Origin of the sequence: Paraburkholderia sp. BR14312, assembly GCF_040948675.1 — a bacterium.
In the GTDB taxonomy this organism is placed as follows: domain Bacteria; phylum Pseudomonadota; class Gammaproteobacteria; order Burkholderiales; family Burkholderiaceae; genus Paraburkholderia; species Paraburkholderia nodosa_A.
Genome location: NZ_JBFPKI010000006.1, coordinates 250,891 through 265,442, shown reverse-complemented (window position 1 = coordinate 265,442; position 14,552 = coordinate 250,891). Strand labels below are relative to the sequence as shown.

20 protein-coding genes are annotated in these 14,552 nt (G+C 61.9%); 10 read left to right on the top strand and 10 right to left on the bottom strand.

What is annotated here, in order from left to right; translation table 11 throughout:
- Positions 1-14 precede the first annotated feature (14 nt).
- The 6 genes from AB3X98_RS18885 to AB3X98_RS18860 form a co-directional block, all read right to left on the bottom strand.
- Entirely contained in the window at positions 15-1,208 is a 1,194-nt protein-coding gene (locus tag AB3X98_RS18885) for an ExeA family protein (protein ID WP_368602513.1), read from the bottom strand.
- On the bottom strand, positions 1,202-2,998 hold the full coding sequence (locus tag AB3X98_RS18880; protein WP_368602512.1) for an integrase: 1,797 nt from the start codon (positions 2,996-2,998) through the stop codon (positions 1,202-1,204). The genes AB3X98_RS18885 and AB3X98_RS18880 overlap by 7 nt, the downstream gene beginning before the upstream one ends.
- 5 nt (positions 2,999-3,003) lie before the next feature.
- A complete protein-coding gene (locus AB3X98_RS18875; protein ID WP_368602511.1) occupies positions 3,004-4,008 on the bottom strand; it encodes a hypothetical protein in 1,005 nt (334 codons plus the stop codon).
- A gap of 5 nt (positions 4,009-4,013) precedes the next feature.
- The gene (locus tag AB3X98_RS18870; RefSeq protein ID WP_368602510.1) at positions 4,014-4,232 is read right to left on the bottom strand and encodes a hypothetical protein; all 219 of its coding nucleotides are present in this window, start codon (positions 4,230-4,232) and stop codon (positions 4,014-4,016) included.
- Positions 4,229-4,540: a helix-turn-helix domain-containing protein gene (locus tag AB3X98_RS18865; RefSeq protein WP_368602509.1), complete on the bottom strand. Its 312-nt coding sequence runs from the start codon at positions 4,538-4,540 to the stop codon at positions 4,229-4,231. Before AB3X98_RS18865 ends, AB3X98_RS18870 begins: the two co-directional genes overlap by 4 nt.
- Before the next feature lie 137 nt (positions 4,541-4,677).
- Positions 4,678-4,899 (bottom strand): DNA-binding protein, encoded by a 222-nt coding sequence (locus AB3X98_RS18860; protein ID WP_368602508.1) that lies wholly within the window; start codon positions 4,897-4,899, stop codon positions 4,678-4,680.
- Positions 4,900-5,025: 126 nt separating this feature from the next.
- Here AB3X98_RS18860 and AB3X98_RS18855 point away from each other — a divergent pair, with 126 nt between their 5' ends.
- Both AB3X98_RS18855 and AB3X98_RS18850 read left to right on the top strand, forming a co-directional pair.
- Positions 5,026-5,457 (top strand): helix-turn-helix domain-containing protein, encoded by a 432-nt coding sequence (locus AB3X98_RS18855; RefSeq protein WP_368602507.1) that lies wholly within the window; start codon positions 5,026-5,028, stop codon positions 5,455-5,457.
- A gap of 3 nt (positions 5,458-5,460) precedes the next feature.
- The gene (locus tag AB3X98_RS18850; protein WP_368602506.1) at positions 5,461-6,354 is read left to right on the top strand and encodes a hypothetical protein; all 894 of its coding nucleotides are present in this window, start codon (positions 5,461-5,463) and stop codon (positions 6,352-6,354) included.
- Positions 6,355-6,367: 13 nt separating this feature from the next.
- Here the strand turns inward: AB3X98_RS18850 and AB3X98_RS18845 are convergent, their stop codons facing one another.
- The 4 genes from AB3X98_RS18845 to AB3X98_RS18830 form a co-directional block, all read right to left on the bottom strand.
- On the bottom strand, positions 6,368-6,721 hold the full coding sequence (locus AB3X98_RS18845) for a hypothetical protein (protein WP_368610297.1): 354 nt from the start codon (positions 6,719-6,721) through the stop codon (positions 6,368-6,370).
- Between the two features lie 406 nt (positions 6,722-7,127).
- Positions 7,128-7,523, bottom strand: coding sequence for a hypothetical protein (locus AB3X98_RS18840; RefSeq protein ID WP_368602505.1), 396 nt, complete (start codon positions 7,521-7,523; stop codon positions 7,128-7,130).
- A gap of 26 nt (positions 7,524-7,549) precedes the next feature.
- Positions 7,550-8,410, bottom strand: a complete 861-nt coding sequence (locus AB3X98_RS18835) for a hypothetical protein (protein ID WP_368602504.1) — start codon at positions 8,408-8,410, stop codon at positions 7,550-7,552.
- Complete coding sequence (locus AB3X98_RS18830; protein ID WP_368602503.1) at positions 8,403-8,657, bottom strand: hypothetical protein; 255 nt, start codon at positions 8,655-8,657, stop codon at positions 8,403-8,405. The genes AB3X98_RS18835 and AB3X98_RS18830 overlap by 8 nt, the downstream gene beginning before the upstream one ends.
- A 306-nt stretch (positions 8,658-8,963) precedes the next feature.
- On the opposite strand from AB3X98_RS18830, the gene AB3X98_RS18825 reads away from it, so the two are divergent.
- The 8 genes from AB3X98_RS18825 (at position 8,964) to AB3X98_RS18790 (ending at position 14,550) form a co-directional block, all read left to right on the top strand.
- The gene (locus AB3X98_RS18825; protein WP_368602502.1) at positions 8,964-10,067 is read left to right on the top strand and encodes a phage protease; all 1,104 of its coding nucleotides are present in this window, start codon (positions 8,964-8,966) and stop codon (positions 10,065-10,067) included.
- Between the two features lie 46 nt (positions 10,068-10,113).
- Positions 10,114-10,515, top strand: a complete 402-nt coding sequence (locus AB3X98_RS18820; RefSeq protein ID WP_368602501.1) for a hypothetical protein — start codon at positions 10,114-10,116, stop codon at positions 10,513-10,515.
- A 15-nt stretch (positions 10,516-10,530) separates the two neighbouring features.
- Complete coding sequence (locus AB3X98_RS18815) at positions 10,531-11,421, top strand: Mu-like prophage major head subunit gpT family protein (RefSeq protein ID WP_368602500.1); 891 nt, start codon at positions 10,531-10,533, stop codon at positions 11,419-11,421.
- Positions 11,422-11,435: 14 nt separating this feature from the next.
- Positions 11,436-11,696, top strand: a complete 261-nt coding sequence (locus AB3X98_RS18810) for a hypothetical protein (protein ID WP_368602499.1) — start codon at positions 11,436-11,438, stop codon at positions 11,694-11,696.
- 89 nt (positions 11,697-11,785) lie between these two features.
- Positions 11,786-12,256, top strand: coding sequence for a gp436 family protein (locus AB3X98_RS18805; protein WP_368602498.1), 471 nt, complete (start codon positions 11,786-11,788; stop codon positions 12,254-12,256).
- Complete coding sequence (locus AB3X98_RS18800) at positions 12,256-12,762, top strand: Gp37 family protein (protein WP_368602497.1); 507 nt, start codon at positions 12,256-12,258, stop codon at positions 12,760-12,762. The genes AB3X98_RS18805 and AB3X98_RS18800 overlap by 1 nt, the downstream gene beginning before the upstream one ends.
- Positions 12,763-12,780: 18 nt before the next feature.
- Positions 12,781-13,119 (top strand): hypothetical protein, encoded by a 339-nt coding sequence (locus tag AB3X98_RS18795; protein WP_368602496.1) that lies wholly within the window; start codon positions 12,781-12,783, stop codon positions 13,117-13,119.
- Positions 13,120-13,122: 3 nt separating this feature from the next.
- The gene (locus AB3X98_RS18790; protein WP_368602495.1) at positions 13,123-14,550 is read left to right on the top strand and encodes a phage tail sheath family protein; all 1,428 of its coding nucleotides are present in this window, start codon (positions 13,123-13,125) and stop codon (positions 14,548-14,550) included.
- Positions 14,551-14,552 lie beyond the last annotated feature (2 nt).

Below are 14,552 nucleotides of genomic sequence, written 5' to 3'. Positions count from 1 at the left end.
GGGGCCGCTCCTGCTCAGTAGTCGCGATACTCGCGCACGATCTGCGTGTACGCGGCGTCAATGGTGTCGGCGCTGATCTGCTTCGCGCCGATCTTCGCCGCGATATTCATTGCAGCGGCCGCCCAGTTGTCGACAGCAAGCGGGTACAGGTACGACCGTTGGGTCTTCGCGTCCATCAGACGGGCCGTCAGCGCGTCGACCGCGTCAGCACGAAACGCCTGCGCTGCTGCGCCAAGGCGAAACTTCAGGTAGTCCGTCAACTGACGGTCGAGCGGGTCCAGCCGGACCATTTCGCAGCGCTGCCACACCTCGCGGATTTCCATGTCGAACGGCGAGAGACGACGTGCCAGTTCAGGCTGACCGAGCAGAAGAATCGACAGCAACTGCTTCGAGCCCGCCTTGAGTTCATAAAAGTTCTTGAGGTGCTTGAGTGTCGGTATCGGAAGACGGTGTGCCTCTTCGATGACGAGCAGGTGCCGGCGCTTTGGGTTGTCCTTCGTTGCGCGGATGAGCGCATCGCGAATCTGGACGCTACGAGCCTCCAGCGAACGCTTGGGACGCTCGTACGGTGCGACCTCGCGCAGGATTGCCTCGGCGATATGCGCAGCCTTCAGCGTCTTGCCGCGCACGTCGTTTTCCTCCATGCCGATGATCATCGGTTCGATCGTGACAATCTCGCCACGGTCGGCCAGTTCGTCAAGCAGCACATCCTTCAGCGTTGTCTTGCCGGCGCCGGATTCGCCGATAATCGCGAGGAAGCCACCATGCCGCGCCTTCGTCATCATGTGCTCGTAGCCGACGCGCAGCGCTCGGCCCATGAAGACCTCATCACGTGTTTGTGGCGGCATGAAGGGGTCGCGGTTCAGGCGGAAGAAATCGAGCGCTTGCGCGCCGAGGGACACCTTGCGGATTAACATATCGACTCTCTCATTGTGAATGTCGCCTTCGGGCGATTTCGCTGCATGCGGGGCTCCGTTCGCGCTGGGCTCCGCCACCTCACCAAAGGCGTCTGCGGCATCGGCCGCATTCACGCCCATTTCGACCAGCGCGCCCAGAAGGGCGTGCTGTACATCCTGTTTTGAACGGCTTGCGGGATACAGGCCGCGATTCGCCAGCAGGCTGACTGCGGTACGAGACAGGCCGGCATGCCGCGCAAGTACGCTGTATTGAATACCGTAGCCGGCTACGACCTGAGTGAGTTTCAGCATGCCTGCGCCTCCTTTTCAGTGTTGTCGCCTGACCATTGCGCGGCGAGCCGCTCAAGATGGTCCTCGGCAATGCCATCCGGATAACGTTGTGCTATCCACTGGAAATACTCTGGACGCCATGCATCGCCGAGCAATTCCTGCAACTGGATCGCCGCGGCCGTCGTGGTCAATTTCCTCGCCTCGACACGCGTGATGACGACGTCCAACTCGGTGCCGGCACGCGGAACGACGGGCGGTAGCTTCGCTTCGCGTGCGGCCTTCAGCGCATTGAATTCACCGTTGAACGGCCTGTAGCTGCGCCCCTTTCTGACTGCTTCGGTCGCCGTAATCGTGTCCGTCCCCGCCGCACGCTTCATGACCTCCTTGCGGTTCGTCTCGAGCACGGTGTCCGGCATCGCGCGATGTCCGTTCGCGATCTGTACGGCGTTCGATGGGAATCCCCATTCGTCACGCGTGACTTCCGGTAGGGGGAAGTGCGTCTCGCGGCCGTCCGCGTCTTCGATCACGGCCATCGCCGTATCGGCCTGGAACGGATGCCAGTGCACGTGCACAGTGCCGCCGCGCGTAACGCCCGGCACATCGACCACGTTCCACGTACGGTTGCGGAAATTCACCGTCATGTCGCCACTCACGCTCCGCTTCTCGGGCTGCTTTGTCGCGAGCGACAGCAGCACGTCCTCCGGCGGCGTGACGCGCAGTTGCTCGGGGAGAATCTTTCCCCAGGCGTCGAAGCGCGACATGCTGTGGCGCGAATGCGCGAACCAGTACTTGCCGGTGTGGGCATCGCGGTCGCCACCGCGATTGAAATGGAGCTGGAAGAGTTCAGCCTCACGGTTCAGGTCGTCGAACGAGTAGATTTCGTGGCCGTGGAATTTCAGCCGCGACTCGAAGGTGCGCTCGACGATGTCCTGCCCTTTCTCAACGCTGCCGTTCACGCGGGCAGCGCCGGGCTCATGCACGAGTAGCTCGATCTCCATGCGCTGACAGAAACGGCGCACGATTCCAGCCTTGGTTGCTCCCGGGTCGACCATCAGGTAGCGGGGCGCACCATGAAACGGATCGGCGAGATTCGCCTTGCGCGCCATTGCCCAGGCAAGCAGGCGTACGGTGTGCTCGCCCGACTCGGCGCCTGGGTAGTAGCGCCAGCGCACGACGCCCGAGCAGTGGTCGGTGACGACGTAACGGATCACGCGCTGCCGCTCGATCGCCTCCAGGTTCTCCGGCTTGTTCTTGTAGTGCACGCCAGGCTTGAGCTCCTGGATGTGCACGGCGCCTCCCGGGAGGTAGTACACCACGCACACAGACGCGTCGGCTTGCCAGCAGTAGTTCGGATGCGGGCTCGACAGGTTCACGTGCGGCGTCGGTATGGCGAGCTGGTCCGGATGCACCTGATAGGCGCGCAGCGCACGGTGGAGGGTGGACTCCGACAGCTTGACCAGCTCGCCGGTGCTCATGTCGACGCGCTCGGCCTTGATGAGGTTTGAGCAGCGCAGAGCTTCCGCGTATTGCTTCACCGAACCGTTCCGTTTGCCGTTCGCGCGCGTTGTTTCCACGAGCGCGGCCGCGAGCGTGATCGCCTCGGTGCGCGAAAGCGAGGATTTGCCCGCGTCACTGCGGCGCTTACGGTCGCGCACCAAGTACGAACCGATCATCCGGTACGCGGACTTCTCGGAGACGCCCAGCTCGGCGGCAAGGCTCCGAATCAGGTCACCTTTGCCGCCATGTGCCGCCGCCTCCAGGCGCGGCACATACGACAACAGGATCGTTTGCTGGTAGGGTGTCGGAGGCATGGCCGTTACGCGGTTTGCTTGCTGTGTTTCCGGTTTGCGGGCTTCTGCGCCGCGCGCTCCGATGCCACTGCCTGCCACGCTGCGCTGGCCGGCAGCGTGTCGGTACCGACATTGTCGGGAAGCTGCGGTGATACGGCGTACTCGTCGACCAGGTCGCGCGCGGCGGAAAGCACGCGACCGAGGGCAGCGGCGACCGCTTGTTCGATGAGCTGCCGGTTCGTGCCGCCTTCGCCCTCGCCAACCTGGTCCAGGGCGCGTGCGATCCGGCCGCGCAGAGCCGTGGTGATCTGCTCCGCCGCGCGCAGCGCTTCCTTGTCCAGATCCTCCAGCGCCTTTTGCTCGATGAACGATGGCGTCGCGCCGGCCAGTTGCTCGTGCAGTTCGAGGTTGCGGGCCTGAATGCTGGCGATCACATCGTTCTTGCTTTCGAGATTCTTACGGGTTTCGCGTACCGCCGCGCGCAGTTCCTTGACCGACATCGAGGCGACGTCGTCGAGCTTCAGTGCACCGGTTTCGCCCGTCGTGGCGAGTTCGTCGATCTGTTCGTCATCGAGCACGAGCATCTCGAAGAGCGCGGTCTGGGAGCCCAGGGCTTTCGTCAAAACGGTCGTTGACGACCGTTTTGAGAATTTCTCGGCCGCTCGCATGAACTTGCGGGCCACGCCGTCGTCGACGCCCAAAACCTCAAGCCGAGCCGTGAAATTGCCGTGCCCGCAGACCTCCTTGAGCATGATTAAACCGCGCCCGACCTCAAGGCACGCTTCAACGCTACGGCGCATGTTGGCAGCGACGTCGCGCTGGATCAGGTCCGGATCGGTCGCGTCGCCGGGGAGCTGGTAGCCGATGCGCGTTGCAACGGCGCGCACACGCGCTTCCAGTTCAACGCGCGCGGATGACTCGATCGCGTTCGTCTCATCGAGTGCGGCGATCGCAGCCGTCACACCGGGCAGTTCCTCTCTCGCCACCGTGGTGCCAGACGGCACGTTCTTGGTTCTTCTTCCTGCGGCCATGCTGCTTACTCCTCGATTGTGGTGATGTCGTAGGCGCGCACGATGTCGGTCCGCGCCGCTTGGGTCTGGAATGCCTTGAGCGTACTAACCATGCATGCGACGGCTTGGCGAGAGACTTCCTCAGGTGTGTCGCCCGCCACACCTGGGACGACGATGCGAAGCGACGAGTCGCCGGCCGGAAAGACCGCGACGTCGTAGAGCTTGAAGTTGATCGGCTCGCTCACGGGCGTCCTCCTAGGCTTGTCTTCAGCCGCTCAAGGCTGGCGCTAGCAGCGTCGAGGTCGCGCAGAATCGCCACGGCGTACCGGGCGAACTCCCGCGACGGCCGGATGCGGCCCGTCTCCTCAATACGTTCGGCGAAGCCCTTCTCCTCGAGCGTATTGATGTAGCGTGTGATCGAACTGTTGTCGTGACCGGTTAGCTTTGCTAGGTCGCCCGGCATCAAGCCGTGCGTGAAGTGGCCGAGCAGTACGCGCAGCACATCCAGCACTTTGCCGGCCGACTGACTGGTGGGTTTTTGTTCGGTGGACATATCAGCTATTCAATTCGCATATTGGGCTGGACGGTGATGTAGGCTTGACTTTTCTTCACATGCAATCTGTTTGCAGAGAATGAGACGATCAGCGCATAATCGTTTGCCGTCTCTCTCCTTGTGCAACCGTCAGCAGTTCAGCGGGCAAGCGCTGTGGTCGGATCGGTGCAGACCTCGCCTGCCTTGAGACCGAGCTTGACTGCGATGTCATGGGACTGGCCTCGGGTCGCTTTCTTGCGACCACTCAGCACCTCGTAGACGAGGGCCGGCGAGAACTTGTTTGCAAGCGCCCATTTGGTGATTGAAACGCCCTTGCGGTTGAGTTCCGCGCGGGCTTCCTCGGCAGTGCGTAGGGTCATGGTGGACTCCGTTATCGGGGTTGCCGCGCTCGTAAGAGCGCGAACTGGTTACTGTTGGTTTCCAACAGTGTGAGTTAAGTATGGTAACTATATCGTTACCTGTCAAGCTGAATGAGGGTGTTTTTGGTGACCATTGGCGACAGATTGCGGGAAGAGCGGGAGCGGCTGGGTTTTGCCCAGCCTGCATTCGCCGCCTTGGCGGATACAACGAAGAAGAGCCAGATCGACTATGAAAAGGACGTAACGCAGCCTAAGGCAGGGTACCTAGCTGCGATCTCAAAGGTCGGCGCTGACGTGCAGTACATCGTGACGGGCGTTCGCTCGGTCGCAGCTTTGACCAATGACGAAGCTGAGCTGTTAGAGCGGTTCCGTGCTGCGTCGCTTGAGGTGAAGGCCGCCGCGATCGGCGCGCTCAAGGGCGGCACGTCCTCTAAAGGCGAATCCTCTCGGTCATCAACGAAGGAGCGAAAGGCGCAGCGAATCGAAGGATCAATGCAGGTGTTTCATAAAGCGCCCAAGGGCGACATTGCGGGGCGGGACATTAACAAAAGGAAGTGAAGCGTGGTGCAGAACGAGAACGAAGGCGGTGAACTGAGATTGGTCCGGCAGGAATTCAATGGTTCAGTTGGCGATGTGGCTGGTCGCGATGTGGTCCATAACCACGGTCGTAGCCGACCGCTCACGCGGGACGAGCGTCGAGAGCTGAACAAGCTCGTTAAGCAGCTCGAAGTGGAATTTGCTCAATCGGGCAGAGAGACCTGGACGTCAATTCATCGGATTCTCGGTATCGACAGTATCGAGGGCATGCATTGGGAGCAATACAGCCCGGCGGAAGCGATCCTGCAACTGTTGATTGAAAACGCTCAGCTGCGTGAGTTCGTTACGTGTGGTGCGCTTAATCATCCGGCGACAAACAATGCGGTTCAGTGCCAGCATCATTCGGATTTTTCCGCTGAGATTCGCCGTCTTCAGGTGGCAAACGCTTCTCTCGCCGAGCGCATCGAGGGTGTTTCCTTTGAGCTGCGTCGATCGCAAACGTCGCACGCGCAGGCGGTTGATGCTCTGCAAACCGCGAAACAAGAAAGACAAACATTCGCGAATCGCCTTAGCCGACTTTCTAGTGACTATCAAATTGTTGAAGCGCAACTGAAGTCGCGCGTTCTGGACGTGCAGCAAGCCGTTGCTACGCGTAAAGAGATCGCGTGGATGAGCATCGGGATATTCACGATGGCCATCTGCGCAATGACGTATGTGGGGTACAAGGCCTTCGGCTTTCGTCATGACCTGCAGCTCGCGCAGGCTCAGGTGTCGGGGTGCGTGTATGACGGAAAGGCGTATTCCGACGGGAGCCTTGTCGACGGCAAGGGCGGCCGCCTTCGCTGCGTGACCGGCAATGGCTCGCCGCCATCATGGAAGGTCGCGTCGGTGGCACGTAAGACGCGATCGGTCTCGTAAGATGCGAAACCGATCACGTGTACCAGGCGTCCGGCGGGCAGATCGCGCGGACGACATAGTCGCCGTGCTTGAGATGGAAAAGTCCGACTATGAGGAGGTGCTGAGGCGCGCGACCCCCTATGCCCTCCATCCAACCTGGGAGGCATATTGCGCCTGGACGAAACAGCTCGTTGAGAACGGCACGCGTCGCGGCTGGCCCGTTGCAGTGGAGCGTGGCACGCATATAGGTCTCCACGCCTTTTGCTTCGCGGCCCGGATGGAGCTCAATACTGATGCCATGCTTGCGTATGCGGCGCATTTGCACCGCCGTCAACGTGGCTAGACCGAGTGGCACATCTCGCTTTTCCTTATAGGGAAGATAGCTCATGGATTTAACTAAGGCACCCATGTTTGTTGAGAGCGTCGGGGAGTGCACATACCAAGCCCAATCGGGTGAACTGGTGTTACGTATTTCACTACCGGAGAATCCGATGCTTCAGACGATGAATCTATGGTTATCTCCAGCAGCCACACGCCAACTGTTCGACCACGTAGGTAAGCTGCTACAGATGCCGGAGATTCTCGCAGCAGTAGGCGAAGGATCACCCAGCGACGCAAAGCACTGATTCGCGACTTCATGGGAAGGCACCTCATTGCTGGAAAGGAATATTCACCAGATCTTGCACGATTTAGATCTTCGAGAATCTGACGGAGCGCCTCATTCCCGCCCCGGCACGTAGGACTCACGTTACTCATTGCCGTTACTCCACCAACGAATTGAATGGGAACGCGCCTCACGCGCCGAACAGGTCGACGGTGTATTCACACCGCGCCTTCGGAACGGGCGCGCCAGCTTCGTGAAACGCGGTGCAAGTTGGCTGACCAGTAGCCGAGTACTGCCATTCGCGCGGATAGTCCGGGTCATCCCTGCAGTAGTGCATGGTCATCACCATGACTTGACAGGGATTGCCGTGCTCGTTTGTAAGGCTTCCGCAGCGTTCGCACATGGATTCGCGAAACAGATCGCCCTCCAGGCCGTTCGACGGCCGGTATGGCTGGCCCGCGCACGGTTTCTGCATGTCAGCCTGTTTGGGCGGCAAGATGTCAGCTGTCGCGGTCATTTCTTTAAAAGAGTTGGTCGCGTGCGAAAAAAGCCGGGCGGCCATCAATACACAGAGGCTGCCCGGCATCGCGCGCCGGCCGGTAGCGCCAGCGCCTACTTCAGAAGTTCGAACAGCTGCTCCAGCCGGTCGAGATCGCCGTGCAGGTGTTCAACGGTTGCACGTTCAAACGACTCCAGAAAATTCCGCAACCGCTGCGAGATGCCGTGCGCCTCGCCATGCGGACAGAAGTCACCACCATCCACGCGCGCGTCTGTATCCTGCGATTGCTGCGACGACGCATCCGGCTGTGCCGATGAAGTCGACGCGTCGGCTGCGCCGGACAGTGAACCGTTTCCCAGGTCAGCGTCCGTTACCGCGTCTACGTCAGGGCTGTTCACCTCGTTCGATGCAGCCGAGGATGCGGTCGAACTCGTTTGCGTTGCGGCCGAGGTAGTACCCGCGTCGACGTTTCCCGCATCACCTGCCGCTACGGAACCAGACTGGTCGCCCGTCGACGAGACGCCCGACGAATCCGGCGCGGACGTGCCGTTTCCCGCGTCACCCGCCGCTGCGTCAGTGGCAGGTGAAGACGAGGTGCCGGCCGATGAAGTCGACGAGGACGCTGCCTGCGATGCATCCTGCGCCGCCGAGTCCGATCCCGATTGCGACTCCTTCGGCAACCCATCGGAGCCGCCTCCAGCTTCCCCCGGTTGCGCGACCGCCGACGCGTCATTGGCCTGCGTCGTCGGCATACCACCAGCAGAGTCCGAGGTGGGCGCCGCGACCGCCGTCGTGGACATGGTATTCGCGTCCACAGTCGTAGCAGTGTCGCCAGTATCCGAAGGGGTCGCCTGGCCACCAGTCTCCCCCGACGACGCCGTGCCCTCCTGCACGGTCGTGGTCGTGGCCGCAGCCGTGCTGTCCGCTTGCGTGCTGCCGGTCGTTGTCGTGCTTTCGTTTTGCGTGTCATCCATGATTTGCCTCACTGGCGTTGAAAAGACTGTTGAGAAGAACGCCGAGCTCGTCTGAAGCCCGGCGGTGACGCGGTGTTCGTGAACGGCGGGCAAGCTTGTGTAGCCGCGCGAACACCGATGCAGGTCTGCTGCCCCGGCTCGTCGTGAGCAGCAGCGCGATGAACGCGAGGTCGTCATCGCTGAATTCGAGGTCATCGAGGAGCGCATGACACGTCGCGCGCAACTCGTCCTGCCGGCCCTCGCTCATGCGGGTTCCTGGGCGGATGGGGCACTCTTGAAATCCGGGGTGCCAACGCCGCTGGGCGAGCGCGACGCGGCCCACATACCCATTTGTCCCGAGCCGGCCGTCGTAACGGCGTTAAACGCGCCCGTTGCGGCGATCGATACGGCGCGAGCATCTGGATAAGCAGTGAGTGGCTTTCTCACGATGACTTCCTCCCGATCAAGGTGACCGCGTAGCGGTCAGTGAGGTGTCACGTTATCGACGCACCCGCGCCGAAAAAATCAAAGGCCTTTGGTATTGGCGCAATTACCGAACAGGCAAATTGGCGACATGAAACACGTCGCCATTCACTCCCGCTCTGCTTCGATTGGTACCGCGGTCTGCACGCTCAACGTGCAGGAAGCGCTGGCCGGCCGCGCACAGATTTTCCCGATGGGCGCATTCCGGGCTGAGGACGGCCGCCCGTTCGAATGTGCCGCGTGGCAACTCACGCCCGCAATCGCCGAGGAGCTGGTGGCAGCAGCTGCACAACGGACCACGCCGTACTGCTTCGACTACGACCACCAGACCCTGCTTGCGAAGGACAACGGTCAGCGCGCACCGGCCGCCGGCTGGTTCAGCACGCTGGAGGTTTGCGAGGACGGTGTGTGGGCAACGGGTATCAAGTGGACGGCCACCGCGCGCCAGATGATCGAATCGGAGGAATACCGCTTCACGAGCCCGGTATTTGGCTACGACAAGAAAACCGGCGCGGTGACGAGTCTCTTCAACGCTGCACTTACCAACGTGCCCGCAATCGATGGCATGGCCTCTGTGGCAGCGGCCAGCCTTTGTGCGGCGCTCTCACTTTCACCTTCCCAGGAGAACCCAATGGATGAGCTGCTGGAGCGGCTGCGCTACCTGCTGAATCTGCCCGTCACGGCGACGGCCGACGACATCGTGGCGCACCTCGACAAGATCAAGGAAATGATCAAGCCGGCCGACGGCACCGCTGCGGCAAGCGTATCCCTCGTCGATCACCTGGCTACGTTGCGCCACGACCTCGACACCGCGCGCACCGCTGCTGCGTCGGCGACGACGCCCGATCCGGCGATGTTCGTGCCGATGGTCCAGTTCGTCGGCATGCAGAACGAGGTCGCGGCGCTCACGCGTCGCCTTGAGGACGCAGAGCACGCCGAGCTACTCGAGGCGGGCATCTCCGATGGCCGCATTCTCGACGCGCAGAAGGACTACTGGTCCAAGCAGCCGGTCGCGGCTCTTCGCTCGTACCTCGATGTGGCGCAGCCGATCGCCGCGCTGTCGCGCACGCAAACCGGCGGCAGGACGCCGGAGGGTGTCGCGGCCGGCATGCTTAGCGCAGAACAAAAGGCGGTCTGCACGCAACTCGGCCTCGATCCGAAGAAGTACGCCGAGTCGCTGGCCGGCCAGAGCTAACCAGCGCGTCGTCCGTCCATTTCGATGAACTGAAAAGGAGCAGCACATGACAGCAGCAACTTCGGACCGCGACTCGCAACACCGGGAAGCGGTCAACTTTGCCTATCCGGCAAAGGGCGGAAAGGTCTTTTATGTCGGCGCGATGGTCGCGGTGGACAACGGGACGGGATTCGCGGCTCCGGCGACAGGCGCCGGCACTGAAATGATCGTCGGCGTGTGCCAGAAGCGGCTCGATACCACGAGTCTCGCTGACGGCGCCGCGACGGTGGCGGTTCGTCGCGGCTGTTTCCGCGTCATCAACGATCCGGCCTTTCCGTACACGCTCAAGGACGTGGGCACCAGCGCGCGCGTGCTCGATGACTCCACGTGCAGCAAGGCCGCGAATGCCGATGCCATCGGGCCGATCGTGCGAGACGTGGACGCCCGTGGCGTCTGGATCGAAATCTAAACGGAGCTTTACCAGATGGAACTCAATCAGGACAACGTTGCCGCGCTGACCACTGGATTCAACCAGGTCTTTTCGCAATGGTTCCAGCAGACCGAAACGCAGGTGGAACGCTTCACGATGCGAACCACCTCGACCACTTCGCGGTCGATCTATCCGTGGCTCGGCCAGACCACAACGTTCCGTGAATGGCTCGGCGACCGCGTTCTTCAGAACCTGGCGCTGCACGACTTCTCGATCCAGAACAAGTCGTATGAGAACACCGTCCCGGTAGACCGCGACGCTATCGAGGACGACCAGTACGGTGTGTTTTCGCCACTCTTCGCCCAGCTCGGTCAGGATTCGAAGCGCCACCCGGACATGCTCGCGTATTCGCTGCTCAAGGCCGGCACGACGACCCTCTGCTACGACGGTCAACCGTTCTTTTCGACGGACCACCCGGTGGGTCTGCAGGGCGAAGAAGTCTCGTTCTCGAATGATCAGGGCGGCACAGGCCTGCCCTGGTATCTGTTCGATACGTCGAAGGCCATCAGGCCCATCATCCTGCAGTTCCGTCGCGACTACCAGTTCGTTGCCCTCGACAAGGTCGACGACTGGCGCAACTTCATGGGCAAGGAACTGCTGTACGGCGTCGATGCGCGACTCAATGTTGGCTTCGGCCTGTGGCAGCTTGCATGCCGAAGCGCGCAGGATCTGTCGATCGACTCGTACGCCGCCGCGCGCGCAAACATGATGAGCGTCAAGTCGGACGCAGGCGCCGCGTTGAACGCGAAGCCGTCGCTGCTCATCGTGCCGCCCGCGCTCGAAGAGGCAGCGCTGAAGACCGTGATGGTCGAGCGTCTGGCGAACGGCGCCACCAACCCTTACTACAAGAGCTGCGAGGTGCTGGTCGCCCCGTATCTCGCCTGACAGGAGCTGTTGATATGGCAACGAAGTCCAACGCATCTGCATCGACCACGGTGCCCGGCATCCGGCTGGTTCCCACGACGGGTCGAGGTACCTACCGCGCGATTGGCCGACCGATCGAGCGCACCGGTCTCGACATCCCGCTTTCGGAGCTTTCCGACGAACAGGTCGCGGCCGTCAAGCGCGATCCGTGGCTTGTCGTGACTGATATCCAGATCACGCCCGACGACGGCACCGACGACTCGTCGACGGACAGCGACACGACCGGTCAGCAGTAGTCCGCTTCAATGCAGCAATCGTGGCGTCGTGGGCCGGTTTCTACCCACGACGCCGCGCCACTAAACCTCAACTTCCCTGACGTCCTGTCATGAGCTACGCAACCGTTGACGACCTGCAGGCGCGTTACCTTGAGCGGGATCTCATCGCGATTACCGACGAGACCAATCAGCAGGTCATCGTCCCGCGCCTGCAGGACGCGCTCGATGATGCCTCGGCGGAAATCGACAGCTATCTCGGCATGCGGTACGTGCTGCCGCTCGCTGACGCGGTCCTGCTGACACCCCTGTCGACGCCCACCGTACTCGTACGCGCCTGCTGTGACATCGCGATCTACAACGCGCAGTCACTGCGGCCACAGGACGACATCAAGGACGCGCGCAAGCGTTACGAGGACTGGATGAAGGTGCTCAAGCTCATGAGCACCGGCGACACCCAGATCACCGGCGCGTTGCTGAAAACCGGCCAGGCTACGGCACCGGCCGACGCATCACTGTCGCCCGGCATGGCGCAGATCGAGTGTGGCGAATCACACAGTCCGTTCGCGCGGAGGTACCGGTAATGGCGCTCGTCACGACGATCGAAGACGCGCTGGTTGCGCAGCTCACCGCCGCGTTCACGGTAGCCGGCGAAGCACGACCGTGGCTGAAGGTGGAGTCGTGGCCCAAGCGTCCGGAGGGGTACGCGCTGAGCGGAGCCGGTGACGTGCTGGTGATTTACAAGAGCGGCGACTACAAGCCGCGTGCGACGTCGTCGGCCTTCTACGACACCGGCCTCGAATTCGAGATCGTGCTCCGTTCGAAGAACCTGCGTGGCCACCAGGGCGCCTACGACATGCTGGAAACCGCGTTCAGGGCGACCTGTGGCAAGCGCATTCCGGAGGCGGCCGGCATCACGCTCGCGGTCCGCGACGGTCTGAGTGACTACGGCGAGGGCGTCTACACATACGTTCTGGTCGTCAAGGTGCCCGTCGTCATCGTCCAGGACATCGAAGCGCCGCCGGGCGACTGGATCACCGATAGCGACTACGACGCACCGCTGGCCCGGATTACTTTCACACGCCCCTGACCATCACCGGAGAATGCAATGCAGTACATCTATATCGGCCCGGCAACGGGCATCACGCTCAATGACAACGGCGAGAAGAAAGAGGTCCTTCTCTTCACCGGCCGCAAGGTCGATCTGCCTGACTGCGCTGAAGTGAAAACGCTGGTCGCGATGAAGCGCCTTTCGCCCGTGACGGTTGCAGCTGCGCCGCAGACGGCGGCAACAGCCACCGCGTCGTCCAGCGCAAGCGCCTCGTCGTCGTCGACGCCCGCAACAGCCAGTGCCGCAACTGCGACGACGGCGAGCGCTGAGACTGCCGCGCCGGCTTCCGCCGACGCCACTGCCTCCACTGCCTCCACGGACACCAAGGGAGCCTGACGCATGAGCTATCTGCATGGAGTGGAAACGATCGAGTCGGAATCGGGCGGCGCTTCCGTCACGATCGTCAAGACCGCTGTCATCGGTCTCGTTGGCACGGCAGTCGGTGGCGCGGTCAACGAGATCATCGTCGTGTCGAGCGACACCGACTTTGCGCAGTTCGGGCCGGCCGCCACGAACTCGACCATCGTCGATGCGCTCAACGACATCTTCGACCAGAAGCCGACCGTCGTTCAGGTGATCAACGTACTTGATCCGGCCGTTCACAATACGGCTGTGACTGGCGAGCTGATCACGCTCAATGCGGCCGACGAGGCGACGCTGGCCAATCCCGGTGTCGTGACCGCGCTGGCCTATGACGTCAAGAGCAAGGACGGCGCGACAACGTACACGCTCGACACCGACTACACGCTCGACGCGTTGAGCGGTCTTGTTACGCGCGTTGTGGGTGGCGCCATCAAGGCGGGCGCGACGCTGAGTGTCGATTACAGCTACGCCGATCCGAGCCAGGTGACGGCTGCCGACATCATCGGCACCATCAACGAGGCCGGCCTGCGCACGGGCATGCAACATTTCCAGGACGGCTATTCGCTGCTCGGTTATTTCGCCAAGCTGCTCGTTGCGCCGGTCTACTCGACGCAGGATTCCGTGGCGGAAGCACTCACCACGCTCGCGACGAAGATTCGGGCGATCAGCTACCGCGATGCGCCCGCTGGCCTGACGCCACAACAGGCGATCACGGCGCGCGGGCCGGCAGGCACCGTGAACCTCTACACGTCGAGCGAGCGCGCCGCGCTGTGCTATCCGTATGTCAAGGTGTACGACACGGACACGGACACAAACGTTTTGCGTCCGCTGTCCGCGCGCGCGGCCGGCCTGCAGTCGATGATCGACCAGACGAAAGGCTACTGGTGCTCGGCGTCGAACAATGAAATCCAGAATATCGTCGGGCTGGAACGTCCCATCTATGCGATGGTCAACGACCCGAACAGTGAAACGAACCTGCTGAACGCGGCGGGCATCATCACGGTGTTTTCATCATTTGGCACAGGCTACCGTCTTTGGGGCAACCGCTCGGCCGCCTATCCGGCGTCGACGCAGCCCACGCAGTTCATCCCGATCCGGCGCACCGCTGACATCATCGAAGAGAGTCTGGAGTACTTCACCCTCCAGTATGTCGACGGAGCCGTCTCGAATGCGTTAATCGATGCTGTCATCGAATCGGGCAAAGGATTCCTGCGCAAGCTGACCGGCGATGGCGCCGTGCTCGACGGGAACGTTTGGTACGACGCGAAGCTGAACCCGACCACGCAGCTTGAGAGCGGCTGGATCCAGTTCTCGTACGACTTCATGCCGCCGCCGCCGGCCGAGCGCATCACGTATCGCGCCAACATCAACGTCAACTATCTGTCCAAGCTGGGGAGCAACTGAAC

Coding starts and splice junctions, on each gene's coding strand:
- AB3X98_RS18885 (WP_368602513.1), bottom strand. CDS start 1,208: ATGCTGAAACTCACTCAGGTCGTAGCCGGCTACGGTATTCAATACAGC.
- AB3X98_RS18880 (WP_368602512.1), bottom strand. CDS start 2,998: ATGCCTCCGACACCCTACCAGCAAACGATCCTGTTGTCGTATGTGCCG.
- AB3X98_RS18875 (WP_368602511.1), bottom strand. CDS start 4,008: ATGGCCGCAGGAAGAAGAACCAAGAACGTGCCGTCTGGCACCACGGTG.
- AB3X98_RS18865 (WP_368602509.1), bottom strand. CDS start 4,540: ATGTCCACCGAACAAAAACCCACCAGTCAGTCGGCCGGCAAAGTGCTG.
- AB3X98_RS18860 (WP_368602508.1), bottom strand. CDS start 4,899: ATGACCCTACGCACTGCCGAGGAAGCCCGCGCGGAACTCAACCGCAAG.
- AB3X98_RS18845 (WP_368610297.1), bottom strand. CDS start 6,721: ATGAGCTATCTTCCCTATAAGGAAAAGCGAGATGTGCCACTCGGTCTA.
- AB3X98_RS18840 (WP_368602505.1), bottom strand. CDS start 7,523: ATGCCGGGCAGCCTCTGTGTATTGATGGCCGCCCGGCTTTTTTCGCAC.
- AB3X98_RS18835 (WP_368602504.1), bottom strand. CDS start 8,410: ATGGATGACACGCAAAACGAAAGCACGACAACGACCGGCAGCACGCAA.
- AB3X98_RS18830 (WP_368602503.1), bottom strand. CDS start 8,657: ATGAGCGAGGGCCGGCAGGACGAGTTGCGCGCGACGTGTCATGCGCTC.
- AB3X98_RS18825 (WP_368602502.1), top strand. CDS start 8,964: ATGAAACACGTCGCCATTCACTCCCGCTCTGCTTCGATTGGTACCGCG.
- AB3X98_RS18820 (WP_368602501.1), top strand. CDS start 10,114: ATGACAGCAGCAACTTCGGACCGCGACTCGCAACACCGGGAAGCGGTC.
- AB3X98_RS18815 (WP_368602500.1), top strand. CDS start 10,531: ATGGAACTCAATCAGGACAACGTTGCCGCGCTGACCACTGGATTCAAC.
- AB3X98_RS18810 (WP_368602499.1), top strand. CDS start 11,436: ATGGCAACGAAGTCCAACGCATCTGCATCGACCACGGTGCCCGGCATC.
- AB3X98_RS18805 (WP_368602498.1), top strand. CDS start 11,786: ATGAGCTACGCAACCGTTGACGACCTGCAGGCGCGTTACCTTGAGCGG.
- AB3X98_RS18800 (WP_368602497.1), top strand. CDS start 12,256: ATGGCGCTCGTCACGACGATCGAAGACGCGCTGGTTGCGCAGCTCACC.
- AB3X98_RS18795 (WP_368602496.1), top strand. CDS start 12,781: ATGCAGTACATCTATATCGGCCCGGCAACGGGCATCACGCTCAATGAC.
- AB3X98_RS18790 (WP_368602495.1), top strand. CDS start 13,123: ATGAGCTATCTGCATGGAGTGGAAACGATCGAGTCGGAATCGGGCGGC.